Origin of the sequence: Flavobacterium sp. FlaQc-47, assembly GCF_044006475.1 — a bacterium.
GTDB lineage: Bacteria > Bacteroidota > Bacteroidia > Flavobacteriales > Flavobacteriaceae > Flavobacterium.
The window spans coordinates 426,093-451,277 of sequence record NZ_JBIPCQ010000003.1 but is presented as its reverse complement, the minus strand read 5'-3'; the positions used below and the strand labels follow the sequence as shown (position 1 = coordinate 451,277).

Here is a 25,185-nt window from a genome sequence, read left to right as displayed (position 1 = left end):
TGTCTTATTCTCAAAAGTTGTTTCAGGTTTCAAGTTTCAGGTTGCTTCATATTCGTTCCAATAAAAACTTGAAACCTGAAACAAAAATAAAAACTTAAAACAAAAAAATAAGCGTCAGGAAAAAAATCTCCTGACGCTCAAATATACTTATTTTTTTAGAAATTATTCTCCGTAAGACGCAGCAATAAATTCTTCGTAAGTTACTTCTTTAGTTGTAGGATTTGCTTTTTCTTTAAACACGTCTAACAATTTTTCAGCCACAACTTGCTCAGAAAGTCTTTTCACTTCATCCTGGTTAGATAAAACTCTAGCAACGATTCCTTGTACTTCTTCGTCAGTAGGATTTGTTTGTCCAAATTGAGCCATTTGTTGTCTGATAGATTTTGTTGTAAAAGCTTTCAGGTCTTCAAATGTAATTTGAATATTGCTTTGTGCCATTGCTTTTCCTTCAATTAATTGAAAACGTAATCCTTTTTCAGATCTTGCGTATTCAGCTTCAGCTTCTTCTGCAGAAAGTTTTTTCTCTCCAACAGTTTGCAGCCATTTTTTAAGGAATTCAGCCGGTAAATCAAATTTTGTGTTTTCAATCAGGAAGTCCTGAACGTCTAACAATAATTTTTGATCTGCTTGTTGTGCGAATTGAGCTTCTGCATCTTCTTTAATTTTAGCTTTCAAATCTTCAAGAGAAGCTACTTTTCCTTCACCAAAAAGTTTATCAAATAAATCCTGGTTTAATTCAGCTAATTCAGCTCCGTTGATGGCGCTGATAGTAAAGTTTACTTCGATATCTAAACCGTGAACATCATCATGACCTACTTTTAGGTAGTCCATTAACTGGTGATCATCTTCAAATAAACCTTTTGTACTTACTGCAACAACATCTCCAACTTTTTTACCGATGAATTTATCAGCAGCAGTTTTATTGAATGTAGATAATGCAATTGTAGTTGTATTTTCGATTCCTTTTTCTTCGTTTGAGAAAGTTCCTGTCAAATCAGAATCAGCAGACACCACTTCTTGTGGAATTGCTTTTCCGAATTGTTTTTGGATACGCTCAACTTGTCCGTCGATTAATTTATCATCAGCCGTAACAATATATTTTACGATATCGTTTTTAGCTTCTAAGTCAATTTCGAAGTTAGGTACTAAACCAATTTCGTATTCGAAAGTTAGTTCTTCAGCATCCCAGTCAAAGTTTTCGTCTACTTTTGCAAGAGGAGTTCCTAAAAGATTTAATCTTTCAGATTGAACAAAACGCTCTAAAGCCAAATCAACAACTTTTTGAACTTCTTCTTGCTTAATTGCTTTTCCGTATTGTTTTTCAACAAGGTCTTTAGGTACTTGTCCTTTTCTAAAACCTTTAACGGTAGCCAAAGGCATTTTTTCGTTTATTCTTTTTGCTACTTGACCTTTATAATCCATGTGAACAACTGTCATTACAATTGTTTCATTCACAGCGTTTATTGCTACTCTTTTGATATCCATCGTCTTCTTTAATTTACATAATAAAATTGGGTTGCAAAATTATAAAATTTTTGCAACCCAACCAAGTTTTTAGTCTATTGTATTTGAAGTCGTGTAAAACACGCTTTGTCTATTTATTCTATTTATCGTCTCCAAGTATTTTATAGGTAATAGATTGAAGCAGAGACAATATGATACTAAAGAATAATGCTGTCCAGAATGAATCAACTGCAAAACCGCCAACAATATTGGTACACAATAAAATAATGATGGCATTAATTACCAATAAAAACAAACCTAAAGTAATAAAGGTTACAGGCAATGTCAGGATAACTAATATAGGTTTGATAAAAAGATTTAGTAATCCTAGAACAACTGCTACGATTACAGCTGTAGCAAAACTGGCAACGTGAACACCTGGCAAAAGGTTAGCAATTAACACCACCAAAGCTGCAGTAACAAGAAGTCTGAGTAAAAAGTTCATATCTTTTTTAATTTAAAATTTTAATAAATGTACTGATTTTTATATTATTATTTTTTGCCACAGTTTAAAAAGTTATGAAAGGATTTTTAAATTTCTAATTTCAAAACTTTGAAATCTTATCTGTAGGTGTAATAAATTGAACTTGATTTATTGCTTTAAAAACTCAGTTGTTAATTCAAAAAACAATTTAGGATTTTCGGCATGAAGCCAATGTCCGGCATTTGGAATTGTTTCGAATTTAACATCCGGAAAATGCTGGCGTATGGAATCAAAGTCTGAATCCTGAATATATCCCGAATTTCCTCCGCGAATAAATAAGGTTGGTTTATCGAAAACCAAATTCTCATCTAAAGCTTTTCCAATAGCGTCTAAATTAGTATTGAAAGCGGCCAGATTAAATCTGAAAGCCAATTGTCCTGGTTCTTGCCAATATAAATTCTTTAACAAAAATTGTCGTGTTCCTAAATCCGGAACATATTCAGATAAAGTGGCTTCGACATCATTACGGCTTGGCTTTACTGAAAAGTCAATTGCGTTTAATCCTGCCAAAATATCCTGATGATGTTGTTTATATAATTTCGGACCTATATCTGCGACAATTAATTTATCTACTATTTCAGGATGTGTGGTGGCAAAAAGCATGGCCACTTTCCCTCCCATAGAATGTCCCAGAATATCAACTTTTGATAATTGATTTGCCTGACAGTATTCGAATACATCCTTTACCATGGCTTCATAACTCCATTCGTCTGAATGAAAACTGCGACCGTGGTTTCTTAGGTCTAATATATGAACCTGAAATCCAGCTTCTACATATTGTCCTGCAAGAGTTTTCCAGTTATCAGACATTCCTAAAAATCCGTGCATGATGATGAAAGGTTTTCCTTCTCCTTCTATTTTTGAGTATAACATTATATTTTGGTTTTAAAAACAGAACACAAAGGTAAAAAACTTATCGGTCAATATATAATGGTACAAATTCTTTACACTTTTATTTGGTTTTATTTATTAGAAAAAAGTTTACATCATTTACGGCTTTCCGTAAAGAAAAAACAAACCTAAATACTACCTTGCGGCTTGAAAAACAACCAAACCTAAATTGGTTAAAATCTTTAAATTCAACATTATGATTAAAAAATTACTTTTATGCGCAGTAGTTCTTTCTCAATTTGCTATCTCTTGTTCAAGCGATGAGACTGAGCCAGAAAAAGAGCCGGTAACAGAAGAACCTACAAAAGAACCAGTAAAAGAGCCTGTAAAAGATCTAACTCTTGCTGAACAAATTGCAGCACTTGTTAAACAACCTTATTCTGCTTTAACTCCTGCGGATCAAAAAGTTAAACTTGAAGCTGAAGCTAATGAAATGTTAGTTCAGTTAGATAAGTCAAAAAGTTCAAGCGCTATTGCAGCAGTTGAAAATTTAAATATATTATTGGATCTTAAAGGTGTTGACATTTTTAACGGGAAAAATGATAATAAAGTAGAAGATGTTTTAAATATATCTGGTGTTTACGGTGTATACACATGGAATAATACTGCAAAAAGCTGGACTAAAACTGAATCAACTACAGAGTTGAAATTTGTTTTTCCTGCTAAAAAATCCCAAACAGCTAATAATGCTGTTTTATCTGCAAAAGGTGTATCTTCAACTGTAAAGGTGGAACTTTATGATGGATACAACGGAACGAAAGAAATTAATGACAACATTTTTCTTCCTAGCTCATCAGATGCAACATTAACAATTGATAATGTACAAGCGGCTTCATTTACTCAAACTGCTAAATATTCTTCAAAAAACCAATCACCAGATGAGTTCGCTTACAAAATGATCTTAAATGATGGTTATACTTGGGAAATGAGTGGTAAAAAAGCTGCTGAAAACACTTCAAAAGCGGCTCTTACTTATAATACAAAAAACTTAATCAGTTTTAATATTGGAAGTTCTGCAAGTATTGATGCTTTAATTGATAACGACGCACTTGTTCAATATAGAGGTAAGGCGAACGGATTGATTCAATTGATGGACAATTTTGTTATTATTGCAGATGTTGACTTAGCTGCCGCTGCTGCAGATGATGCTGCATTAGAAAAAAGCCTGGTTCGTCCTACTAACTATAATTCACCAACATATAATACTGATTTAAGCAATTACAACCTAAAAGTAACAGAAGGTGCAGTTGCTAATTTCAATAAAAACATGAAATTGATTTTAGTTTCTAAGAAAGACGGAACTAAAATAGCCGATATCGTTCAGCATACTGAAAAAGAAGAAGGTGATTATGAAGCTAAATATTATTACGCAGTAAATTACTTGAAATTCAGCGATAAAACTGAAGCAGAAATGGGTGTATATTTCTCAAAAGGTTTTGAAAAATTCGAAACTAAATTTGAAGATTTCATCAAAGCATTCAACAAATAATAGCTTTTTAAAATACAAACTTAGAGCCGATTTGAAATCATTCAAATCGGCTCTGTTTTTTGTGCATATTTTGCCACTAAAATACTTTTTCCATATCCTGCCCAAATACCAATTCCGCCTTTTATATTTGATTTAAGACTTGTATTTGCCGGATAAATAGGGTTTCTGCTATTTACAATTTCGTTTTGCCAGCTATTCCAGAAATCCAAAGCGTCTTTGTTTTGGGTTCTCAATTTTACATAGATCACATCTCCGTCTACAAAATAAGGCGTAAATACGGTTTTAGGAAAAAGCAAAACTCCCCTGTTTACTTGCACTGAAACTGCTGATTTAGTGAAATTTTTATCGTCTAAATTTCCATAAAATGCAGGAACAAAAATAGATTCCTTGCCTTCAATTCTGGTAGCAATCTGGTAATAGTTTTTTTCGTTTACCGGATCTTCAAAATTCACAAAAACATAACCTGTTGTATCGGCAACATTCTTCTTTATATATTCGGCACTTTTAAGTTGTACAGATTTTGGGATTGTTGTTACCGCTTCTACAACTCTGTTTAAATATTCAATCCTGAGCGAATATTGTTTTCCTGCTTCGCCCATTAAAGCTGATCCAAAATAGACAAATGGCGGCACTCGGTTTTTATCGTTTTTAACTCTTAAAACTTCAGATGTCTCCCCGTCAGAAATTGTAATTTTTGCAGATCTTATCACGTGATTTAAAACATTTGTAGAATCAATCACATCAGTTACGGGAATACTGCTGGATAATAAAACCTGAGCATAATCACCTTCTTCAATCCATCCTTCGACTACAATTTTAGATTCAATACTTTGTTCGCTAAAATCATCTTTTGAACAACTTAGCAAAATTAAAGTGAATAGAAATAAGATATTTTTTTTCATTTTTTAAAATTTAAATCTCCAGCTTATCGAGGGCAATATTCGATATAAAACCTTTTTCTCCTGTTTTACAACAACGCTGTTTTTATCTTCATTGACCTGAATATTCAACACTACATATATAGGATTGTCAATATTAAAAGTATTATAGATTGAAAAATTCAAGGCACTTTCTTTTTTATTTGTTTTCAGGAAAAAGTAATTGACCGAAAGATCTGTCCTGATATAATTGGGCATTTGCGCATTATTATATCCTGAATATTCTTTAACCGGATTGTTATTGATAAAATACCACGAAGTAGGCATTGTAAAACGATTTCCGGAACTGAATATTTGGGTTACGCCAAAATTCCATTTTGGATTCAAGTCATACATTCCAACTACTGAAAGATTGTGACGTCTGTCATATTTTGCAAAATAAGTATTCCCGTTATTGAATTCGTCAAAATTTCGGTCAGACCAGCTTAAGGTATAACTCAACCAGCCTGTGAATTTTCCGTTGTTTTTGCGCAACATCATTTCTAATCCATATGCTTTTCCTTTTCCTGATATTAAATCATTTTTTAGTGTTGTGGTTTCGTTAAACTGAGTAATTCCGTACGGATATTCGAGTAAATCTTTCATGGAGCGATAAAATCCTCCTAATGACGAAGAAATGTTTTTTGAAATGTTCTGATTCGAACCAATCGAAAATTCATCTGATGATTGCGGTTTTATTCCGTCTGAACTTGCAATCCAAAAATCAGTTGGAATCCCAACACTTGAAGTCGTTATTAAACTCAGATATTGATATTGTTTATTATAAGATCCGTAAAAAGAATATTTGTCGTTTGCAATATAGTTTAGCAAAACGCGGGGTTGAAAATGCAAATAAGAACTATTAGAACCCGATGTATAATAATTAATCCGAAGTCCTAATTCTGCATTTAAACGCTCAATTAATTTTGGTTTAATGGTTGTAAAAACTGCAGCTTCATCGGCATTTATTATATTGTTTTGAGAGGTATTATTATCTGTTAAATTTTCGATATTTACTTTTTGAGGCTGCAAATTATGATGTACATATTGTAATCCGGATTCTACCGCAACATTTTTTACAACATATCGAAAGGCATTATTAAAACCAAAATCTTTTACATAGGATGAAACGCCAAACTCAACCGTGGCTTGTTCCATATTCAAATTATTAGAATATTCACTAAAATAAACTGAATTTGACATGTTTGTTTTTGGCGAAAATGTGGTCGTCAAAGTTGGCGCAATTGTAAAATTACTCCACTTTAAATTTGTTCTCAATGCAAGATTACTATCTTTTATTTTTAGTTCATCTCCACTTATAAAAACATCCACAGAAAGTAAATTGTTTTTAGAAATTTGAGAAATAAATGTCATATTCCCGTCGGAGAAACCATATTTCATGTCCTGAACATCATTACTTTTTGAGCCGGAACGCAATAATGGCGCAACAATTTCATCGATATAAGTTTTTCTGCCTGAAATATAAAATCCGGATTTTTGATTTACAGGAATCGCTACAGTAAGTTGTGAAGCTAATATTCCGATGTTTCCCTGAATTCCGAATTCTGCAGGTATTTTTTTATTCGGAATCAAAAGTGTTGTTGAACTTAAACGTCCGCCATATTTAGAATTGGAACTTGATTTATCAAACTCAACTTCCTTAATATGATCTGTGTTGTAAAAAGGAAATATACCTAATAAATGTGACATTCCATATATAGGAGTTCCATCGTATAATATTGCATTGTGTCCCGGATCTCCGCCTCTAACATATAAATAGCCGTTTGCATCTCCGGAATTTTGTACTCCAGGCGTTAATTGCAAAAGTTTTATAATATCTGTGGTTCCTAAAACCGTGGGAACTGATGATAATTCTTTTAGATTAAAAGATAACTTTCCTCCTGATAATGTTGTAATGCCGCTTTTTTTATCATTCTCAATTACAACTTCTTTTAACTGCGAAATATCTTTTTCTAACACAATTGAAATCAGTGTGTCTTTTACAAAATCAAAAGTGATCGATTTATTGAGAAACCCCAATTGATTAACCGAAATTTTGACTTTGCCTAAAGTAATATTTTCTAAAAAATTACCAATTGAATCTGTTATGGCATAATAATGCTGATTATTGACCTCTAAAGTAACGCTTGTTCCAATCAGGTTTTCGTTTTCAGATGATTTTATGTTTCCAATTATCGTCGCTTTTGATTGCGCAAACACATTGGAAAAACAGAATGTAAAAAAGAGGAATATTGTTTTTGGCACTTGATTTTAATAAGAAAAGTGCGAAAGTAAACAATTATAAATCAATTCTTTGTTGAAGTAAATATTTTCTTTTTTTTCGTAAAATTCATGCTCTGAAAAGAGCGATTATGATCTAAATGCCGCAACTATTTTTTCACTCGATTATTGATTAAGACTTTGAGAATTTACAGCAAGCATTTGATTAATTTCATCCAACATTTCAAATTCATCAGAAGGAAACATTTCTAAAACCATTTCTAAAATGAGCGCTACATTAATAGGTGAAGTTTTAATAGTATCCGAAGTTTTATGTGCTTCCTGATCCAGCGCAACGATACATAATTTTAGGGTTTCGGCAATAACACAACCAAGCTCAGCATAATTTGATAGTTTTATTTGAGCTTTATAAGTATCTGTTTTATCAGTTGAAGGCTTTAAGGTGTTAAAATATTTCGCAGTTAATTTTCTAAGATTCTCCATTGTTTCAGTTTCGTTTATTTTCATAAGAGTATGTTTTTTCAGCAAATGTACTATTATTTTTTAACACGACATATATGTCGTATGATTTTTTTGTACAATTTAATAGATTTGATTTGTGGAAAACGATAAGTACAAATTAGAGATTATCCGATTAGGTCTATTGATCAAGGAACTCAGAAGAAAAGAAAAAATTACACAGGATCAATTATCAAGATCATGCAAGGTTGATGTAAGGACTATTCAACGAATTGAAAAAGGAAAACAAAATATCACTATTAGTTTGCTTTTTTCAATAGCAGATTCATTGAAAATAGAATCAAGTATTTTAGTGCATAGAATGTTTTCTGAAAACATATAAAACCAATAGTATAGATTTACAATCCGTGCTTATAATAATAAAACTCCGCAATCATAACGCAATCCAGTCATTTCGACATAAGTAGAAATCCCATAACGGCGACATAGTGCTGAATTATTTTTAGGATGTGATTAAGATTCGTTGCTCTCCGGATGTGATTTCTCCCTTCGGTCGAAATGACAAATATCTGTAGAAAAGTAATAGTTATTCTTTTCTTTAGAATTTAGTCGAGATAATAATCTATAAAACGTTTCCAATTCGGTACGCAATGCGTTCCAAATTGGAAATGCTGTGTAAAAAGCTCGCATATTATTTAGATTACGCTCATCAAAACCTTTTCCAAATTCCAATGTAAGATAATTTGCAAGATTCTTTAAAATAGACTTTCCGTAATCCGCAAGCTCTTTCCCATTTTGTTCATCTTCAACTATTAATTTTCCAATATGCGAATAAGTTTCAAGCAAGGCAGAATTTGCCACTCTGAAAACACGTTGACGGGATTGAAAAATAATTTCTCTAATCTCAAAAAATAAAGAAGATTAATCTATAAACATTCTGGCGTATTAGATTATGTAAATTATAAAAACATTACTTCAATTTATTCAAATACATATTAACGACATTATCTAATCCTAGATAAAGTGCTTCCGAAATTAAAGCGTGACCAATAGAAACCTCTAACAATCCCGGAATATTTTGTTTGAAAAACTCGATATTATCTAAACTTAAATCGTGACCTGCATTGATTCCTAAATCTAATTCATTAGCTAATTCTGATGCTTTGATATAAGAATCGATTCCGTTTTTGTTTCCAAGGTCGTATTGATGTGCAAAAGCTTCTGTATATAATTCAATACGATCTGTTCCTGTTTTTTTAGCACCTTCGATAATTTCAAGAACCGGGTCAACAAAAATCGAAGTTCTGATTCCGTTACGCTGAAATTCCTGAATTACTTCGGTTAAATACGATTGGTTTTTTATAGTGTCCCAACCTGCAGATGAGGTAATGGCACCTATTGCATCCGGAACTAATGTTACCTGCGTTGGTTTGCATTCTAAAACTAAATCGATAAAATTATGCTGCGGGTTTCCTTCGATATTATATTCGGTATAAACGATTGCTTTTAAATCACGAGCATCCTGATAACGAATATGGCGTTCATCCGGACGTGGGTGAATGGTGATTCCCTGCCCTCCAAATTTCTGGATATCAGCTGCGACTTTTAATAAATCAGGAACATTTCCTCCACGAGCATTTCGAAGGGTTGCAATTTTATTGATATTTACACTTAACTTTGTCATATAAATAGATAATTAATTCTAGTAACACTATATTTGTTACGACAAAAATACAAAGTAAAACGTAGCAGTTTTTGCTATTTTTTGATTATTTTGCATCAAATATCCTTAACAGATTTATGACAGAAATTATAAACTATATCAACAATGATTTAAGAGCGATAGATAGTCAGGAAACGATAGCATCGGCTCAGGACTTTTTTGCTGAATTGAATTTTTCACATTTTCCGGTTTTGGAAAACGGAATTTTCATTGGAAGTATCGCTGCTGATGATGTTGAAACTTTTGATACAGATAAAAAAGTTATTGATTACAAATATACTCTGGAACGTTTTTTTGCCCGCAAATCAATGTTGTGGCTTGATGTTCTGGAAGTTTTTGCTAAAAACCATACGAATATCGTTTCGGTTCTTGACGAAAACAATGCCTATATAGGATATTATGAGATGGAAGATATCATGAAATTTTTTCAGGAAACTCCATTTTTAAAGGAACAAGGCGGAATAATTATCGTTCAAAAAGGGCTTTTAGATTATTCTATGGGTCAGGTAACACAGATTGTTGAAAGTAACAATGGTAAAATCCTGGGTTGTTTTGTATCTGAAGCTGATCTTGAAAATGTTCAGATTACCGTAAAAATTGGCGTTGGACCTATGAATGAAATTATTCAGACGTATAGAAGATATGGTTATGAAATTATTTCAGAACATCAGGAAGATGCTTATATCAACAGCTTGAAAGAGCGCTCAGATTATTTAGACAAATACCTTAATATATAGTATTGTTTGTTGAACCGGTTAATTTTTTAATCGTTTTGACGAAGAAAATTAAAGGTTAAACAATAAACAAAAAACGATTCAACATCAGATGAAAGTAGCCATTTACGGACAGTATTATCAGAACAGTACGGAACCTATTATCAAAGACATATTTTTGTTTTTCAAAACTAATAATGTCGAAATGGTTATAGAGGAAAATTTTCTGGAAATGCTTCACGAAAAGGATCTTGTACAAAAGGGATACAAAACTTTTTCGGCAAGTACTTCTTTAGATAATAGTTTTGAAATGTTGATTAGTATTGGCGGTGACGGAACTATTTTGAGAGCGGCGACCTTAGTTCGTAATTCAGGTGTACCTATTTTAGGAATTAATGCCGGAAGACTTGGATTTTTAGCTACTGTTCAAAAAGAAAACATTGATAGCTTTTTACAGTTTGTTATTGATAAAAACTACACTACTTCTGAAAGGACTTTACTAAGTGTGACCTGCGATCCTGAAAATGACGCTATTGAAGATGGGTTGAACTTTGCAATGAATGAGATTACGGTGAGCCGAAAAGACACGACTTCGATGATTACTGTTGAAACGTATTTAAATAATGAGTATCTAAACTCCTACTGGGCAGACGGATTAATCATTTCTACACCTACAGGTTCTACAGGATATTCCTTAAGCTGTGGCGGACCTTTATTAACTCCTGATGTTAAAAGTTTAGTAATTACACCTATTGCGCCTCATAATTTAACCGCAAGACCGCTTGTTATTCCTGATGATACCGAAATTAAACTTCGTGTTTCCGGAAGAGAAGACCAATATCTGGTTTCATTAGATTCCAGAATTGCTTCGGTAAAAAATGAATCTGTTTTAACGATCAAAAAAACTGATTTTAAAATTAAAATGGTTGAGATTCCAGGCGAAACATTCTTAAAAACACTGAGAAACAAATTGCTTTGGGGAGAAGACAAGAGAAATTAAGTTCTTTTCTGATTCCACTCTATACGATAATAGTACTTTTTGCCGTTCTGCATGTAGTGAATCATCATTAAATGTCTCAAATACATATTGTAAATTGAAAAAAAAGCACATTTAATCAAAGGAACGTTGATTCGTATCGATAATTATTATATTTGCACGCAATTTTGAATTAAATGAAGAAAATTTTTAATTTATTGTTATGTTTTTTCCCCTTTATCACACTGAATGCTCAAATCCATGAGATTGGTGTTTTCCTAGGTGGAAGTAACTTTGTTGGTGACGTAGGAAGTACAACTTATATAGCGCCTGAAAAGCTGGCTATTGGCGTTTTGTACAAATGGAATAAAAGCCCTCGTCACGCTTATCGCTTTTCCTACACACAATCAACTATAACAGGAAACGATCGTGACTCAGAAGAAACAGGAAGAAACCAAAGAGGTTATAGTTTTGAAAATACCGTAAAAGAACTTTCTGCGGGTTTGGAGTTTAATTTTTTTGACTTTAATCTACATGATTATCATCAAAAAGTTACTCCTTATATATATTCAGGATTAAGTTACTTTATGTATGATCAATTACACGTAACGGGAGGACAAACAAAAAAAGATAAAAGTTCCGGTTCAATTGCCATACCTATTACATTGGGAATCAAATCAAATATTGCTCCTCATTGGGTTCTGGGTGCAGAAGTTGGAGCACGTTATACTTTTACGGATAACATAGACGGAAGCAACCCAAGCAATAAGGCTTATGAGCCTTTGCATTTTGGAAATTTAAATAATAATGACTGGTATGTGTTTACTGGTATTACCCTAACGTATACCTTTGGACAAAAACCCTGCTATTGCGCATATTAATAAAAAATGAATTTACTAGACTCTATAGATCACACTAACCTACCCAAACATTTGGCCATTATCATGGACGGAAATGGACGCTGGGCAAAACAACAAGGTTTTTTAAGGGCGTTTGGTCACGAAAATGGAACAAAATCTGTCAAAAAAACAATAACAACTTGTGCTAAACTTGGCATAGAGTATTTAACACTATACGCTTTTTCGACAGAAAACTGGAATCGTCCAAAATTAGAAGTCGAAGCTTTAATGAAAATATTAATCAATTCATTAAAAAAAGAACTTGGTACGTTACAGGAAAACAATATCAAACTTAATGCAATTGGTAATCTTGATAAATTACCCAAATCAGCTCAAAAAGAGCTAATGGATGTAATTGATAAAACCAAAAACAATACACGTCTTACGCTAACTCTCGCTTTAAGTTACGGATCAAGAGAAGAATTGGTAAATGCTGTGAGAATCATCAGTGATAAAGTTAAAAATAATATAATTTCAATAGACGCTATTGACGATTCAATTATAAATGAGCATCTTTACACGCAAAATTTACCTGACGTAGATTTATTAATACGAACGAGTGGAGAACATAGAATAAGTAATTTTTTGCTGTGGCAGATTGCCTATGCAGAATTATATTTTACTAATGTCTTGTGGCCTGACTTTAAAGATCAAGATTTATATGAGGCTATTATTAGTTATCAAAAAAGAGAACGTAGATTTGGAAAAACCAGTGAACAAATTAAATAATTTTTTAGTGTTACAAAAAAGAGTACAAATAGTCCTTACCCTACTTCTTTTGGGTAGTTTTTCACAAATAAAAGCACAAGAAAGAGTTCCTTTTGATCAGGGAAAAAAATACATTCTTGCAAAAGTATCTGTTGTTGGTAAAATAAGCTTCAATGAACAAACTGTAGTTACCTTTTCCGGTCTTCAAAAAGGACAGGAAATTACTGTACCCGGTGAAGAAATTAGTGGTGCAATCAAAAAATTAGGCAAACTTGGCCTTTTTGATGAAATCTCTTTTTATGTAAATAAAATTGACAATGACAGTATCTATTTAGACTTAAATATCGTTGAACTTCCTAAATTAAATGAAGTAAAATTTGTTGGTATTAAGAAAAGTAAAGTCGAAGCATTAATTAAGGATAACAATTTGACTAAAAACAAAATTGTAAACGAAAACTTAATTACTACAACCAAAAATTATATAGAAAACAAATATAAAAAAGAGGGTTTTTATAATACTAAAGTAACCATAACAAATACGCCTGATACCATAAACGGAAACCAGGTAAATATGCTTGTCAGGATAGATAAAGGTGACAAAGTAAAAATAAGCAGCATTGATTTCATTGGTAACAAACAACTTACCGGTAATCAATTGAGATCTGCAATGAAAGACACAAAACAAAAGAATTTCTTTCGTGTCCTAAAATCTTCAAAATTTATTCCTGAAAAATACAAAACCGACTTAGAAAAAGTGGTTGCCGCGTATAAGGAAAAAGGATATCGTGATGCACGTATTATTTATGATTCTGTTAGTTATAACAAACAGAAAAATATGCTTACCATTAAAATTAAAATGGAAGAAGGTAACAAATATTACTTTGGTAATATTAAGTTCCTTGGAAACACCGTTTACTCAGACCAATTATTAAATCGTTATTTAGGAATCAAAAAAGGAGAAACCTATAATGGTGTTTTACTTGAAAAACGTATTGCTGACAAAACAAAACCCGATGCTGAAGATATTACCAACTTATACCAAAACAATGGTTATTTGTTTTCTAATATTAATGCTGTAGAGGTGAAAACAGTAAACGATACTATCGATTTTGAAATTAGAGTTACAGAAGGTCCTATTGCTTATTTCAACAAAATATCTGTAGTAGGAAACGATAAAACTAATGACCACGTTATTTACCGCGAGCTTAGAACTAAACCAGGTGAAAAATACAGTAAAGAACAATTGGTAAGAACTATTCGTGAAATTGGACAATTAGGATTCTTTGATCCTGAAGCAATCGATCCAAAATTCAAGAATGTTGATGCTGCTGCAGGTACTGTTGATATTGAATACCACGTTGTAGAAAAAGGATCCAGCCAGGTGGAACTTCAAGGAGGTTACGGTGGTGGAGGTTTCATTGGAACTTTAGGATTATCGTTCAACAACTTTTCGGCTAAAAACTTATTCAACAAGGAATCTTACAAACCATTACCTATGGGAGATGGTCAGAAAGTAGCGCTTCGTTTACAAGGAAGTACTTATTTCCAGACGTATAGTTTATCATTCTCAGAACCGTGGTTTGGAGGAAAAAAACCAGTACAATTTAGTTCATCTATATCTTACAGTAAACAATTCCTGAACAATTATGCTACAAGAACTGTAGATAAAGATAAAAGTTTTAACATCCTGACATTACAAGTTGGTTTAGCAAAACGTCTTACTGTGCCCGATGATTATTTCGTTCTTTCACAATCTGTGAGTTACCAACATTATGATTTGAATAACTATAATACAGGTTTGTTTACCTTTGGTAATGGAGCATCAAGAAACTTAGCCTATACAATTGGACTTTCAAGAAGTAATAAAGGGGTTAACCCGATATTCCCAACGTATGGTTCTGACTTTAGTATTTCTGCAAAAGTGACACCTCCTTACTCATTATTTAATGGTATCAATTACGGGGATTTACAAAATCAAAAAGAATACAAAACACAATATACAGGAGCTGCACGACCAGGTGCAGATGGTAAACCACTTAATCCGGGAGATTATGTTAAAGTACAAACTATAAATGGTGGAGCTTCTGATTATGTAAGTGTTGGATCTGATTATGCAAGTGCTGATACAGATCAGGGGAAAGTCGATCAAAAGAAATACAATTGGTTAGAATACTATAAAATCAAATTTAAAGGAGACTGGTATACTAAACTATATGGTAAATTAGTTTTAAGAACATTAACAGAGTTTGGTTTCTTAGGTGCTTATGACCAATCAAGAGGTGTTGTACCGTTTGAGCGTTTCTATTTAGGTGGAGATGGTATGGCAAACTACTCTATGGATGGTAGAGAAACAATCCAGTTAAGAGGTTATGAAAATAACTCATTAACTCCTGTAAATGCACGTGGAGAGCAAATTGGAGCTACAATTTATAATAAATTCTCTGCTGAATTACGTTATCCAATTACATTGAAATCGTCTGCATCTATTTATGCGTTGGCGTTTTTAGAAGCAGGTTCATCATACCCAACTTTTAAAGATTACAACCCATTTGACCTTAATCGTTCTGCAGGTGTTGGTTTACGTGTATTCATGCCGGCATTTGGATTATTAGGTATTGACTGGGGTTATGGATTTGATCCTCAACCGGGAGAAACTAAAGCGCATGGTAAAGAAATTCACTTTATTATTGGACAACAGTTTTAGTAGAAATTTTAGTACATTTGTTTAAAAAATTTTGAAATAAACTAATGTTATGAGAAAACAATTTTTATTTATATTTTCAGCTTTCATTGTAGCATATACAAGTCAGGCACAAACCAGAACGACGAGAATTGGTTACATTGACATGGAATATATTCTTGAAAATGTCTCTGATTATAAGGAAGCAAAAGCTCAGTTAGAGTTAAAAGCCCAAAAGTGGAAACAAGATATAGAAGCCAAAAAACTGGATATCAATATTCTTAAAGAAGGGCTTAAAGCCGAAAGGGCTTTACTTACTAAAGAACTTATTGATGAAAGAGAAACAGAAATTAAATTTCTGGAAAATGAAATGATGGATTACCAGCAGAAACAATTTGGAGCTGAAGGAAATTTAATTCACCAAAAAGCGGCATTGGCAAAGCCAATTCAGGATCAGGTTTTTACAGCCGTTCAGGATATTGCCGAAGCTAAAAGTTATGATTTTGTGTTTGATAAATCATCAGATTTGACAATGCTTTTCAGTAACAAAAAGTTTGATATCAGCGATCAGGTTATTCGTGTTTTAAACCGAACTGATAAACGTGAACAACTGACTAAAAAACAATTAAAAGATCAGGAAGCAAAAGAAAAAGTTGAAAATGCTATTGACGAGAATCCAGCAATGCAAGACCGACAAAAAGCTTTAGATGAAAAAAGAACTGCCAGAGAGAAATTAATTGAAGACAGAAGATTAGAGCAGGAAGCTAAGAAAAAAGAATACGACGACAGAAGAAAAGCAATTGCAGCAGAAAGAGAAGCTAAAAAAAATGGCACGGTTTCTGAACCAGCTACAACAGATGCAACTGCAAAACCTGCAACTGATGCAACAGCGAAACCTGCAACTACCGGAACTGAAGCAACAACAACAGATCCTGCAGTTGATAAAGCAGCCGAAAGACAAAAACTTTACGAACAGCGTAAAAAAGAATTAGAAGACAGAAGAAAGAAGATTTTAGAAGAACGAGAAGCGGCCAAAAAAGCTAAAGAAGCCGAACCACAAAAATCAAATACGACCAATAATTAATTAATATTTTTAAAAATGATGAAACAAATCAAAACTTTACTAATTGCTGCCATACTTATTTTAGGAGCAAGTAACACAATGAACGCACAAGCTAAGGTAGCTCATGTTGATGTTAGCGAGATTATGTCGAAAATGCCTGCAATGCTAGATGCACAAAATCAACTACAAAAATTAAGTGGGACATACGATGCAGAATACAAAAAAATGGTTGACGAATACCAAGTAAAAATCAAAAAATACGAAGGTGAAGCTGCAACTGTAACTGATGCTGTAAACGGAGAACGTTCTAAAGAAGTTCAGGACATGCAAAAAAGAATCGTTGACTACAGAGACAACGCTCAAAAAGAATTGCAACAAAAAGAAACTGACATCGTTAAACCATTAATGGAAAAAGTAAGAGCTTCTATCCAAAAAGTTGGAAAAGCTAAAGGTTTCCAATATGTATTAGATGGTTCTACTCTTTTATTAGCTGATGGTCCAAACATTACTGCTGATGTAAAAAAAGATTTAGGATTCTAATAAACGAATTTCTTAAAAATCAAAACTGCTTAAACTTTAAAAGTTTTAAGCAGTTTTTTTTTATAATAACTTAAAGTAAAAAACCAAAATATTCACGTATTTCCTGTAAATTGGAATATCAATTTATTGCAAAAAAGACTAAATTTGTATCATGACGAATAACAATCCTATAGGCGTTTTTGATTCCGGTATTGGAGGAACTTCCATCTGGAGCGCCATCCACGAATTACTCCCAAACGAAAAAACCATATATCTAGCCGATAGTAAAAATGCTCCTTATGGGCAGAGATCGAAAGAAGAGATTGTTGCCTTAAGCAAAAAGAATGTTGATTTTTTACTTGAAATGAATTGCAAACTTATTGTTGTAGCGTGTAATACTGCGACAACAAATGCAATTTTGGAACTTCGTGCTGATTATGATATTCCGTTTATAGGTATTGAACCTGCAATAAAACCTGCCGCTAATAATTCAAAAACACAAGTCATAGGCATTTTAGCCACAAAAGGAACCCTAAATAGCGAGTTGTTTAATAAAACGGCCGAGATGTTTCAAAACACTACAATAATTGAACAAGTGGGTCATGGACTTGTTCAGCTTATTGAAGACGGGAACCTGAATTCACCGGAAATGACTCAATTATTAGAATCGTATTTACAACCTATGATCGATGCTAATATTGATTATCTTGTTTTGGGGTGCAGTCATTATCCATATTTAATTCCGCAGATTAAAAAGATCCTTCCGGAACACATTCAGATTATTGATTCCGGAGAAGCAGTTGCCCGCCAAACCCAAAATGTTTTGCGTGAGAAAGTTGGTTTTACAGATACTCAAAATACTGATCCCCTATTCTACGTGAATTCAAATCCAGAAGTTTTAAAATCAATTTTAGATTATAAATACACGGTTATACAAAAAGACTTTTAAATCCTTAATCAATTTTTCGTTTGATAAACCAAATTCCGTCCAAAGATAAATTCAGGGAAATTTTATGGTAATTTTCTTTGATTAAATTGTCTGAAATTCTTCCTCTTTGTCCGTAAGAATAAGAAATATGCAAAGCTGAATATGTGTTTTCTATAGGCAAAGTAAGTCCGAGGGAAATCGCTGCATTATTCACCCGTTTTCCATCGACTTCAAGATAACCTGTATCAAAGTTTACACCTGTAGCATATTGAATCCTGTCCCAATAACTACGAATGTTCTTTTTTGTTTTATAGGTAAATCCAAGTGCAAAACGATCCTGGTTCACAAAATTTCCATATAACTCAGATTGATCGCTGTTGCTCCATAAACTCTTTTCATAATCCAGCGTCATATTCAGGTTGTTTTTAAAACGCTTACTAATTCCTATACCCATTTCTAACGGCATATAATAATCGTCTGTTTTTGATGCTACATTCGATTCTACAGTTGTAATAACATCATCTGTAACCGTTTGAACAGTCTGCACTTTTGAGGCACCAATTTGCGATGGCAATTTAAAAGTTGTTGCCACTGTAAAAGTAGAATCAATTTTATATTGCGCTCCTAGTGTTGCTCTTACACCGCTATAATTTGTTTTTTTCTGAATACTTGTAATTGAATTCATAATCAGGAAATTCCTGTCATCGGTGGTATTTCCAAATAACACCGCTGCTGACACTCCAAGAGATAATTTTTTCCCAAATCGATATCCGTATGAAAAATCAAAATTATTCAATCCTCCGGAACCTGTAGCCGTTAAATAGTAATAATCCTGACTATTATCTATGGGCAATTTTAAATTAGAAATTTTAAAAGCTGAACTTGAGTATGGTCGTAAAGCCACACTAAATCCTGAATTTTTAGTTACCGGAAAAGCAAAAGCAATATGTGAAAATTGAAAATTATTGCGGCTTTCGCTTCTTGAACTGCTTTGATAAGTGGTAGAAATTGCTTTTCCTCCAATATCAAACATAAAATGATTTTGAGGTAAATAACCTAATGATGCAGGATTCAGATTGTTTATAAAGGTATCTGACGGTAAAGCCATTCCTGATGAACCAATTGCCGGCAGTATTCCAAAATCAGCATCATATAAACTACCTACTCCATATAACGAATATGGAGAACTTGAAATACTTTGAGAAAATGAAGTCAGCGACATTAAAATGAAGCAACTTAAATATATTATTTTACGTTTCATTTAGTAGGAGATGTAATAAATTTTAATTTGTATTTTATTATTCACATGTTTTTGATCTCCCAAAACAACTCTGTTTACTGCTTTGGAAATCGCTGGCAATGTTAGAATAAGAGAGGATTTAGAATCAGATTGTTTCAGCATTTCTTTTTGTAAAAAAGCACCAATTGGAACCGTGTAACCAATATTTTCGTTAAACTCATCTGTTTTTTTATTCAAAATACCATAAACAGCAGTTCCTGCCGAATTTACTAATGAACCACTAACCCTGTTTAAGTTATCAGCCACATAAATTTTTAATGAATCGGCTAAGGGATATTGTTCAGAGTACGTATTCGCAACTGGCTTCAATAAGATCTGCGCATCTACAATTGCGCCATTTGCTGCAATGTATTTCAGCTGCTTAATATTGGGGAAATCGATCCTGCAGGCAACTCCGGTACCAGACTGTATAAATCCCTGCCTGTTTGTTAATGTACTGGATAATTTACTGGTTGAAACGGGCAAATTCTCCAGTAATGTTCCGGTTTTATCCGATGAAATAGCATTGAATTGTTTTGTAGCGTCTAAAATTGTAAAATCCATTATAAAAGGAACTTCTTCAGTATCTGCCTGATATTTTGAATAATACAACCTGATTTTACTTGTTGCGACATGAAAACCAACTACACTTGCAGAGTTAGAAGTGGATGGCACGAGAACAAGTCCTTTTAAATACTCATTGAAAGTGTCAAAATCTGTAATTTCTCTTTTCTTAAATTTCTGAAAAAGTGCCGCACCAAACGCATCACTCATTTTAATATTAATGGAATCTTTCTCAAGCGGTCTTGGTTTGTATGAAATCGTCCCGAGACTTTCATCACTATAACTTAAAGCCGAATTATTATAAAAACTATTATCATCGGTATTTGGTTTCACCCTTTGAGTTAATCGATGAATATCAAACGTCTGCACTTTAGTCGTATCTCCATAATAGTAATTATCATATTTTAAAATCATCGAAATAGAATCAAAAACATAATTAGTAGTTTCAGTATCTGAGCCGCTATTTTTTAAAGTATAGGAGTCTGAAGCCAATTGAAAATAACTGTTAGATTTCACCTTTCCATAAAGCGGATCGTCATAATTTCCAATTAAAATCCTGCTTTGATTAGAAGTAACAAGCGAGTCAAAATTTATGGTAGACATATCGACTGTTACGGTATCAATTAAAATGACTTTATTGCCCACAGCCAAATAATCAGATCCAACAACAAATTCGCCCGCATCTGCATCTGTTCCGCATGAAATTGCGGTTACTGCCAAAAACAACATCAATATAAACTTGTGCATAATCAATTTTTTGAACAAATATAAAATGCACTCTTCTGCACTGCACTATAACATATACAGTCACGCCTTTTTGTACTATAAAAAGCAAAAAATCATCTACCATACATTAATACCGGTCAATAGTTCATTCAGCTTTAAAAAAGGGGATTTAGTCTATCAAAAAGTGCCATACATATATCTTCTTTTTTTTAAAACCATTAGCCACCTACTTTTGAACCAATAAATAAGTAATGAAAACAAGGTTTATAATTTGTTCATTTTTTCTGATTTCAATTTTCAGCATGAAAGCTCAGGATAACTTTTCTGTAGATATGAATGTAAAAACAGCTCCTACGGATAAAGTTGATTTTACTGAAACGAACATCGGTATTTCATTTAATAAAAAAATAAGCGACAATAGTATCATAACAAATACATTAGAATATTCGAATTTGAAAGTGAATTATGATTTAGGCACTTTTAATGCATACGGAAATTTAGATCGATTTAATCAGATTAAGAACAAGTTTGAAATTTCTCATGCAATTTCAAATACAACAAATCTGAGTTTTTCGATTACGCCAATATTAAATTTTCAAAGTGATTTAAACGGTAATGATTTCTCGGTTTTAGGAAGTTTTGAAATTAAACAGCAATTGAATTCAGATTTGAATATTAACATTGGCGTAGCCAGAACAACTGTTTTTGGTTCTCCTAAATTCATGCCTGTTCTATCATTGAACTATAAAATCAATAACGAAAGTTCTTTATTGATTGGGTTTCCGGATTCAAAAATTACATATTCGAATAATAGTCGGAATCAATTTAGCCTAAGCAATAGTTTTAATGGTAATTTTTATCATTTAGACACACAAAACAATTTAAATAATACCGCCACAAAGGTCAGCTTATCGCAAATGACGTCGGCATTAGAATACGAAAGAAACGTGGACAAAAACTGGTTTTTAAATTTTAAAGCCGGATATGATTTTGACAAAGAATACCATCTGATAGATAATGAGAATCATAAAGTATATGATTTTAATACCGGCAATGGATATGTTTTAGGAATTGGCATCAAATACAAACAATAAATAAATTTAATACACTATGAATAATTTGAAAAAAGGAATATTATTCGCGGCATTGTTTTCGAGCCTCGTTTTTATAGGCTGCAGTAATGACGATGACGATGATGATTTAATAGGAAACTGGATTAAAAAATCAGCATTTGACGGACCCGCAAGATCTAGTGCAACTAGTTTTGTTATTGGTGATTTTGCTTATGTAGCAACAGGTTATACTGGCGATGTATATTTAAAAGATTTATGGGCTTATAATTCTACGGGAGATTATTGGGAACAAAAAGCAGATTTTACAGGAGTAGGACGCAGTTCTGCTTCGAGTTTTACGCTTAACGATAAAGGATATGTTGGTTTGGGATATGATGGAACGAATAAACTTAAAGACTTTTACCAATATGATCCTACGAGCAATAGCTGGACGCAAAAAACTGATTTTGCAGGAACCGGGCGTTACGCTGCTGTTGGTTTTCAGGCTGGAGGAAAAGCATTTTTCGGAACCGGATATGACGGAAATTATCTTAAAGATTTCTACCAATACAATGACGTTACAAATGCATGGACGCTTGTAAACGGATTTAGCGGAAATAAAAGACGTAATGCAACGGCTTTTGTAATTGCTGATAAAGTATATCTTGGAACCGGAATTAACAATGGAGTATATCAGGAAGACTTCTGGGAATTTGATCCTGCTACGGATGTATGGACACGAAAACGTGATATCGACAAAGATACTGATGATGATTACTCCTACAACGATGATTATGCAATTGTTCGTTCAAATGCTTCTGCTTTTTCCATGAACGGATTAGGTTATGTTGTGGGTGGAGAAAGTATAAAAACAATTTGGGAATACAATCCTGCAACTGATTTATGGACAGAAAAAACACCAATGGAAGGTGCAAGCAGAACAGATGCCGTAGGTTTTGCAATCAATAATCGCGGTTTTTATATGTTAGGAAGAGTGGGTTCAACTTACTTTGATGATGCCTGGGAATTTAAACCTTTAGATGAACAAAGTGACGACGACAACTAATACAAAAAAACAATTTTTGAGGAGTAAAATCCGGAAGATTTTAGTGTTTGTTTTAATGGTGATACAATTTACTGCCTGTGTCAAAAATGAAAAAACTTTTAAAACCGAATCCTTTAGAACTACGTCAGGTTATGGATATTCGATCATTTTAAAAAATAAAATCATTATCAGGCAGTCTATTATTCCGGTAATAAACGACACTAAAAGTTTTTCAACAGAAGGCGATGCTCTAAAAGTGGCTGATTTAGTGGTGAAAAAACTGAATCAAAACATATCGCCAACGGTAACCAAAAATGATTTAATTTTATTAAAAATAAAATTATAAATGAAAATAGATACCATCAGAAATACCAGTTCAAATAAAATTTTGTTTCATTGCATCATCTGGGTTTTCTTTATCCTGACTTCATTAATTCAGTTTTATGAAAGTCCGTTTAGGATCAACAATGATTTTTATGTTCAATGGACAACAGGAATTGTGCTGTTTTATCTGAACTATTTTTATTTGGTTCCCGTTTTGCTTTTAGAAAAAAAATACTGGCTTTATTTTGTGTTTGTGTTTGCGCTTATTTTACTTTTTATGATTATCAGGATCAATTATTTTATTCCTGATTTCTCTGAAGCAAGACATATAAGACTTCGAAATATGCCACCGCCGGAAGAATTTAAGTTGATGTTTAAAGGAAGAAGACCAGCTATAATGGCAACGAGACAGCCATTGTTTTTTAAAATTGGACCTTCGTTTTTCTATATTTTAATTATTACAATAAGTGCCATTATCAGAACACTTACTGAATTTTACAACAACCAGCAAAACAAGTTAATTGCCGAAACGCACCGAACAAATACTGAATTGATTTATTTGCGCAAACAAACTAATCCGCATTTTTTATTCAATTCCTTAAACAGTATTTATTCATTGGCACATAAAAAATCTGATTTGGTCCCTGATGCCATCGTAACACTGTCAGAATTAATGCGCTATATGCTGTATGAAACTGACAATAAAACGGTGGCTTTAGAAAAAGAGATCAATTACATTCAGAATTATATTGAATTACAAAAACTGAGGCTGAACAACATCGAAGACATTGTTATCAATGTTCACGGTGATACCAGAAACAAGTTTATTGAGCCTTTACTTTTGATTTCGTTTGTTGAGAATGGCTTTAAATACGGAACGGATTACAAAGGTGCCGCGCATGTAAAAATCAAGATTTTTATTTTGGAAAACAGTCTGGATTTCTGGATAGAAAACACAATTGAAAACTATGTAAAAGATCCTGAAAATTCAGGGATTGGGCTGGTAAATATTCAAAGCCGACTGGATTTGCTTTATCCAAACGCACATAAACTTACAATTACAGAAGACAATCAATATTATCGTGTGCATTTGAACTTAGAATTAGATAAAATTCAAACTGCAATTTAATTAAATCGTAACTGATGATGGACAGAAAAAAATTTATTCGAAATGGCATTTTAGGAATTGCTTCGTTAGCAACAGCTTCTAAATTATTAGAATCCTGTTCTAAAAGTGACAATGACGATTCTGGTACAAGTGCTTCCGGAGATGAAAGCTGTGCCGTTTCTCCTGCTGAAACCAAAGGTCCCTTCCCTATTAAAACACCAAGTCAGCTGGTTTTAGAAAACATAAAATCTGACCGCGTTGGAGTTGCTTTACTTATTAATTTAGTCATACAAAACACCAACAATAATTGTTCGCCATTAGCTGATGTTTTAGTTGATGTCTGGCATTGCGATAAAGACGGAAATTATTCTGAATACGGCGGAACATCTATGCAACAAACTGATTATACATCGGTTCATTTTTTAAGAGGAAGACAAACCACCAATTCAAAAGGCGAAGTTTCGTTTATTTCGATTTTCCCTGGTTGGTACCAAGGGAGGGCACCACATATTCATGTTGAAGTTTTAAGCAGTAGCGGTTCATCATTACTGGTAACACAAATTGCTTTTCCTGAAACTGTTACAAGTACTGTTTATTCCAGTACAAATTATGCTGCTCACGGTCAGGCCGATACTTCAAACACAAAAGACAATGTTTTTTCGGATAGTTTAGCAGATGAATTAGCAACCTTAACAGGTAATCTTACAGATGGTTACACTCTAAGCAAAACGATTAACGTGAAGGGATAATTTAAAATGAATGTATGTGTGTTGAAAAATATTAACACATAGAAACATAGATTTAATAGAGTAAACAGAACTCAAAAAAGAAATACATTTCTTCCACATAGTTAGCTTTGTGCATTTTAAGCGAGTAAAACCCCTTTTTTAAATA

At 32.9% G+C, this 25,185-nt stretch carries 25 protein-coding genes; 15 read left to right on the top strand and 10 right to left on the bottom strand.

Features of this window, described 5'->3' with window-relative positions; genetic code table 11:
* Positions 1–162: 162 nt before the first annotated feature.
* The 3 genes from ACHRVX_RS11515 to ACHRVX_RS11505 all read right to left on the bottom strand — a co-directional run bounded on the left by ACHRVX_RS11515 (position 163) and on the right by ACHRVX_RS11505 (position 2,860).
* Positions 163–1,485, bottom strand: coding sequence for a trigger factor (locus ACHRVX_RS11515; protein ID WP_395332303.1), 1,323 nt, complete (start codon positions 1,483–1,485; stop codon positions 163–165).
* Positions 1,486–1,603: 118 nt separating this feature from the next.
* Positions 1,604–1,948 (bottom strand): phage holin family protein, encoded by a 345-nt coding sequence (locus tag ACHRVX_RS11510; protein WP_395332301.1) that lies wholly within the window; start codon positions 1,946–1,948, stop codon positions 1,604–1,606.
* 147 nt (positions 1,949–2,095) lie between these two features.
* Positions 2,096–2,860, bottom strand: coding sequence for an alpha/beta fold hydrolase (locus ACHRVX_RS11505; RefSeq protein ID WP_395332299.1), 765 nt, complete (start codon positions 2,858–2,860; stop codon positions 2,096–2,098).
* A gap of 214 nt (positions 2,861–3,074) precedes the next feature.
* Here ACHRVX_RS11505 and ACHRVX_RS11500 point away from each other — a divergent pair, with 214 nt between their 5' ends.
* Positions 3,075–4,367 carry a hypothetical protein gene (locus ACHRVX_RS11500; RefSeq protein ID WP_395332297.1) on the top strand — a complete coding sequence of 431 codons (1,293 nt, stop codon included), beginning with the start codon at positions 3,075–3,077 and terminating at the stop codon, positions 4,365–4,367.
* Between the two features lie 41 nt (positions 4,368–4,408).
* On the opposite strand, the gene ACHRVX_RS11495 is transcribed toward ACHRVX_RS11500, so the two are convergent.
* From ACHRVX_RS11495 to ACHRVX_RS11485, 3 genes are all read right to left on the bottom strand, one after another.
* Entirely contained in the window at positions 4,409–5,269 is an 861-nt protein-coding gene (locus ACHRVX_RS11495; protein WP_395332294.1) for a DUF4249 domain-containing protein, read from the bottom strand.
* A 3-nt stretch (positions 5,270–5,272) separates the two neighbouring features.
* Positions 5,273–7,504 (bottom strand): TonB-dependent receptor plug domain-containing protein, encoded by a 2,232-nt coding sequence (locus ACHRVX_RS11490; protein ID WP_395332292.1) that lies wholly within the window; start codon positions 7,502–7,504, stop codon positions 5,273–5,275.
* 186 nt (positions 7,505–7,690) lie between these two features.
* Complete coding sequence (locus tag ACHRVX_RS11485; RefSeq protein ID WP_395332290.1) at positions 7,691–8,032, bottom strand: hypothetical protein; 342 nt, start codon at positions 8,030–8,032, stop codon at positions 7,691–7,693.
* Between the two features lie 91 nt (positions 8,033–8,123).
* Here ACHRVX_RS11485 and ACHRVX_RS11480 point away from each other — a divergent pair, with 91 nt between their 5' ends.
* Positions 8,124–8,366, top strand: coding sequence for a helix-turn-helix domain-containing protein (locus tag ACHRVX_RS11480; RefSeq protein ID WP_213295485.1), 243 nt, complete (start codon positions 8,124–8,126; stop codon positions 8,364–8,366).
* A 131-nt stretch (positions 8,367–8,497) separates the two neighbouring features.
* Here the strand turns inward: ACHRVX_RS11480 and ACHRVX_RS11475 are convergent, their stop codons facing one another.
* Both ACHRVX_RS11475 and ACHRVX_RS11470 read right to left on the bottom strand, forming a co-directional pair.
* Complete coding sequence (locus ACHRVX_RS11475) at positions 8,498–8,878, bottom strand: DUF1016 N-terminal domain-containing protein (RefSeq protein WP_395332890.1); 381 nt, start codon at positions 8,876–8,878, stop codon at positions 8,498–8,500.
* Positions 8,879–8,954: 76 nt separating this feature from the next.
* Complete coding sequence (locus ACHRVX_RS11470; RefSeq protein WP_395332286.1) at positions 8,955–9,668, bottom strand: pyridoxine 5'-phosphate synthase; 714 nt, start codon at positions 9,666–9,668, stop codon at positions 8,955–8,957.
* Positions 9,669–9,784: 116 nt separating this feature from the next.
* Here ACHRVX_RS11470 and ACHRVX_RS11465 point away from each other — a divergent pair, with 116 nt between their 5' ends.
* From ACHRVX_RS11465 to murI, 8 genes are all read left to right on the top strand, one after another.
* Positions 9,785–10,444, top strand: coding sequence for an acetoin utilization protein acuB (locus ACHRVX_RS11465; protein WP_395332283.1), 660 nt, complete (start codon positions 9,785–9,787; stop codon positions 10,442–10,444).
* An 88-nt stretch (positions 10,445–10,532) separates the two neighbouring features.
* Positions 10,533–11,420: an NAD kinase gene (locus ACHRVX_RS11460; protein WP_395332282.1), complete on the top strand. Its 888-nt coding sequence runs from the start codon at positions 10,533–10,535 to the stop codon at positions 11,418–11,420.
* A gap of 173 nt (positions 11,421–11,593) precedes the next feature.
* Positions 11,594–12,277, top strand: coding sequence for a DUF6089 family protein (locus ACHRVX_RS11455; protein ID WP_395332280.1), 684 nt, complete (start codon positions 11,594–11,596; stop codon positions 12,275–12,277).
* A 6-nt stretch (positions 12,278–12,283) separates the two neighbouring features.
* On the top strand, positions 12,284–13,024 hold the full coding sequence (locus ACHRVX_RS11450) for an isoprenyl transferase (protein ID WP_395332278.1): 741 nt from the start codon (positions 12,284–12,286) through the stop codon (positions 13,022–13,024).
* Positions 12,957–15,707 (top strand): outer membrane protein assembly factor, encoded by a 2,751-nt coding sequence (locus ACHRVX_RS11445; RefSeq protein ID WP_395332276.1) that lies wholly within the window; start codon positions 12,957–12,959, stop codon positions 15,705–15,707. Before ACHRVX_RS11450 ends, ACHRVX_RS11445 begins: the two co-directional genes overlap by 68 nt.
* A 49-nt stretch (positions 15,708–15,756) precedes the next feature.
* Entirely contained in the window at positions 15,757–16,767 is a 1,011-nt protein-coding gene (locus ACHRVX_RS11440; protein WP_395332274.1) for an OmpH family outer membrane protein, read from the top strand.
* A gap of 15 nt (positions 16,768–16,782) precedes the next feature.
* A complete protein-coding gene (locus ACHRVX_RS11435) occupies positions 16,783–17,286 on the top strand; it encodes an OmpH family outer membrane protein (RefSeq protein ID WP_198529562.1) in 504 nt (167 codons plus the stop codon).
* Between the two features lie 151 nt (positions 17,287–17,437).
* Complete coding sequence (gene murI / locus ACHRVX_RS11430) at positions 17,438–18,214, top strand: glutamate racemase (protein WP_395332271.1); 777 nt, start codon at positions 17,438–17,440, stop codon at positions 18,212–18,214.
* 4 nt (positions 18,215–18,218) lie between these two features.
* Here murI and ACHRVX_RS11425 read toward each other — a convergent pair whose 3' ends face one another.
* Both ACHRVX_RS11425 and ACHRVX_RS11420 read right to left on the bottom strand, forming a co-directional pair.
* Positions 18,219–19,454 (bottom strand): aromatic hydrocarbon degradation protein, encoded by a 1,236-nt coding sequence (locus ACHRVX_RS11425; RefSeq protein WP_395332269.1) that lies wholly within the window; start codon positions 19,452–19,454, stop codon positions 18,219–18,221.
* Complete coding sequence (locus ACHRVX_RS11420) at positions 19,455–20,783, bottom strand: DUF4270 family protein (RefSeq protein WP_395332267.1); 1,329 nt, start codon at positions 20,781–20,783, stop codon at positions 19,455–19,457.
* A 281-nt stretch (positions 20,784–21,064) separates the two neighbouring features.
* On the opposite strand from ACHRVX_RS11420, the gene ACHRVX_RS11415 reads away from it, so the two are divergent.
* The 5 genes from ACHRVX_RS11415 to ACHRVX_RS11395 are packed head-to-tail and all read left to right on the top strand — an operon-like array spanning position 21,065 to position 25,040.
* Positions 21,065–21,856 (top strand): DUF6268 family outer membrane beta-barrel protein, encoded by a 792-nt coding sequence (locus tag ACHRVX_RS11415; RefSeq protein ID WP_395332265.1) that lies wholly within the window; start codon positions 21,065–21,067, stop codon positions 21,854–21,856.
* A gap of 16 nt (positions 21,857–21,872) precedes the next feature.
* Entirely contained in the window at positions 21,873–22,880 is a 1,008-nt protein-coding gene (locus ACHRVX_RS11410) for a Kelch repeat-containing protein (RefSeq protein WP_395332263.1), read from the top strand.
* Positions 22,881–22,935: 55 nt separating this feature from the next.
* Positions 22,936–23,205: a DUF4907 domain-containing protein gene (locus ACHRVX_RS11405; protein WP_395332261.1), complete on the top strand. Its 270-nt coding sequence runs from the start codon at positions 22,936–22,938 to the stop codon at positions 23,203–23,205.
* Entirely contained in the window at positions 23,206–24,312 is a 1,107-nt protein-coding gene (locus tag ACHRVX_RS11400; protein WP_395332259.1) for a sensor histidine kinase, read from the top strand.
* Between the two features lie 14 nt (positions 24,313–24,326).
* Entirely contained in the window at positions 24,327–25,040 is a 714-nt protein-coding gene (locus tag ACHRVX_RS11395) for an intradiol ring-cleavage dioxygenase (RefSeq protein ID WP_395332256.1), read from the top strand.
* Positions 25,041–25,185 lie beyond the last annotated feature (145 nt).

Bases quoted from the DNA above. Each gene is read 5' to 3' on its own strand.
- ACHRVX_RS11515 (WP_395332303.1), bottom strand. From the start codon at position 1,485: ATGGATATCAAAAGAGTAGCAATAAACGCTGTGAATGAAACAATTGTA.
- ACHRVX_RS11510 (WP_395332301.1), bottom strand. From the start codon at position 1,948: ATGAACTTTTTACTCAGACTTCTTGTTACTGCAGCTTTGGTGGTGTTA.
- ACHRVX_RS11505 (WP_395332299.1), bottom strand. From the start codon at position 2,860: ATGTTATACTCAAAAATAGAAGGAGAAGGAAAACCTTTCATCATCATG.
- ACHRVX_RS11500 (WP_395332297.1), top strand. From the start codon at position 3,075: ATGATTAAAAAATTACTTTTATGCGCAGTAGTTCTTTCTCAATTTGCT.
- ACHRVX_RS11495 (WP_395332294.1), bottom strand. From the start codon at position 5,269: ATGAAAAAAAATATCTTATTTCTATTCACTTTAATTTTGCTAAGTTGT.
- ACHRVX_RS11485 (WP_395332290.1), bottom strand. From the start codon at position 8,032: ATGAAAATAAACGAAACTGAAACAATGGAGAATCTTAGAAAATTAACT.
- ACHRVX_RS11470 (WP_395332286.1), bottom strand. From the start codon at position 9,668: ATGACAAAGTTAAGTGTAAATATCAATAAAATTGCAACCCTTCGAAAT.
- ACHRVX_RS11465 (WP_395332283.1), top strand. From the start codon at position 9,785: ATGACAGAAATTATAAACTATATCAACAATGATTTAAGAGCGATAGAT.
- ACHRVX_RS11460 (WP_395332282.1), top strand. From the start codon at position 10,533: ATGAAAGTAGCCATTTACGGACAGTATTATCAGAACAGTACGGAACCT.
- ACHRVX_RS11455 (WP_395332280.1), top strand. From the start codon at position 11,594: ATGAAGAAAATTTTTAATTTATTGTTATGTTTTTTCCCCTTTATCACA.
- ACHRVX_RS11450 (WP_395332278.1), top strand. From the start codon at position 12,284: ATGAATTTACTAGACTCTATAGATCACACTAACCTACCCAAACATTTG.
- ACHRVX_RS11445 (WP_395332276.1), top strand. From the start codon at position 12,957: ATGAGGCTATTATTAGTTATCAAAAAAGAGAACGTAGATTTGGAAAAA.
- ACHRVX_RS11440 (WP_395332274.1), top strand. From the start codon at position 15,757: ATGAGAAAACAATTTTTATTTATATTTTCAGCTTTCATTGTAGCATAT.
- ACHRVX_RS11435 (WP_198529562.1), top strand. From the start codon at position 16,783: ATGATGAAACAAATCAAAACTTTACTAATTGCTGCCATACTTATTTTA.
- murI (WP_395332271.1), top strand. From the start codon at position 17,438: ATGACGAATAACAATCCTATAGGCGTTTTTGATTCCGGTATTGGAGGA.
- ACHRVX_RS11425 (WP_395332269.1), bottom strand. From the start codon at position 19,454: ATGAAACGTAAAATAATATATTTAAGTTGCTTCATTTTAATGTCGCTG.
- ACHRVX_RS11420 (WP_395332267.1), bottom strand. From the start codon at position 20,783: ATGCACAAGTTTATATTGATGTTGTTTTTGGCAGTAACCGCAATTTCA.
- ACHRVX_RS11415 (WP_395332265.1), top strand. From the start codon at position 21,065: ATGAAAGCTCAGGATAACTTTTCTGTAGATATGAATGTAAAAACAGCT.
- ACHRVX_RS11410 (WP_395332263.1), top strand. From the start codon at position 21,873: ATGAATAATTTGAAAAAAGGAATATTATTCGCGGCATTGTTTTCGAGC.
- ACHRVX_RS11405 (WP_395332261.1), top strand. From the start codon at position 22,936: ATGGTGATACAATTTACTGCCTGTGTCAAAAATGAAAAAACTTTTAAA.
- ACHRVX_RS11400 (WP_395332259.1), top strand. From the start codon at position 23,206: ATGAAAATAGATACCATCAGAAATACCAGTTCAAATAAAATTTTGTTT.
- ACHRVX_RS11395 (WP_395332256.1), top strand. From the start codon at position 24,327: ATGATGGACAGAAAAAAATTTATTCGAAATGGCATTTTAGGAATTGCT.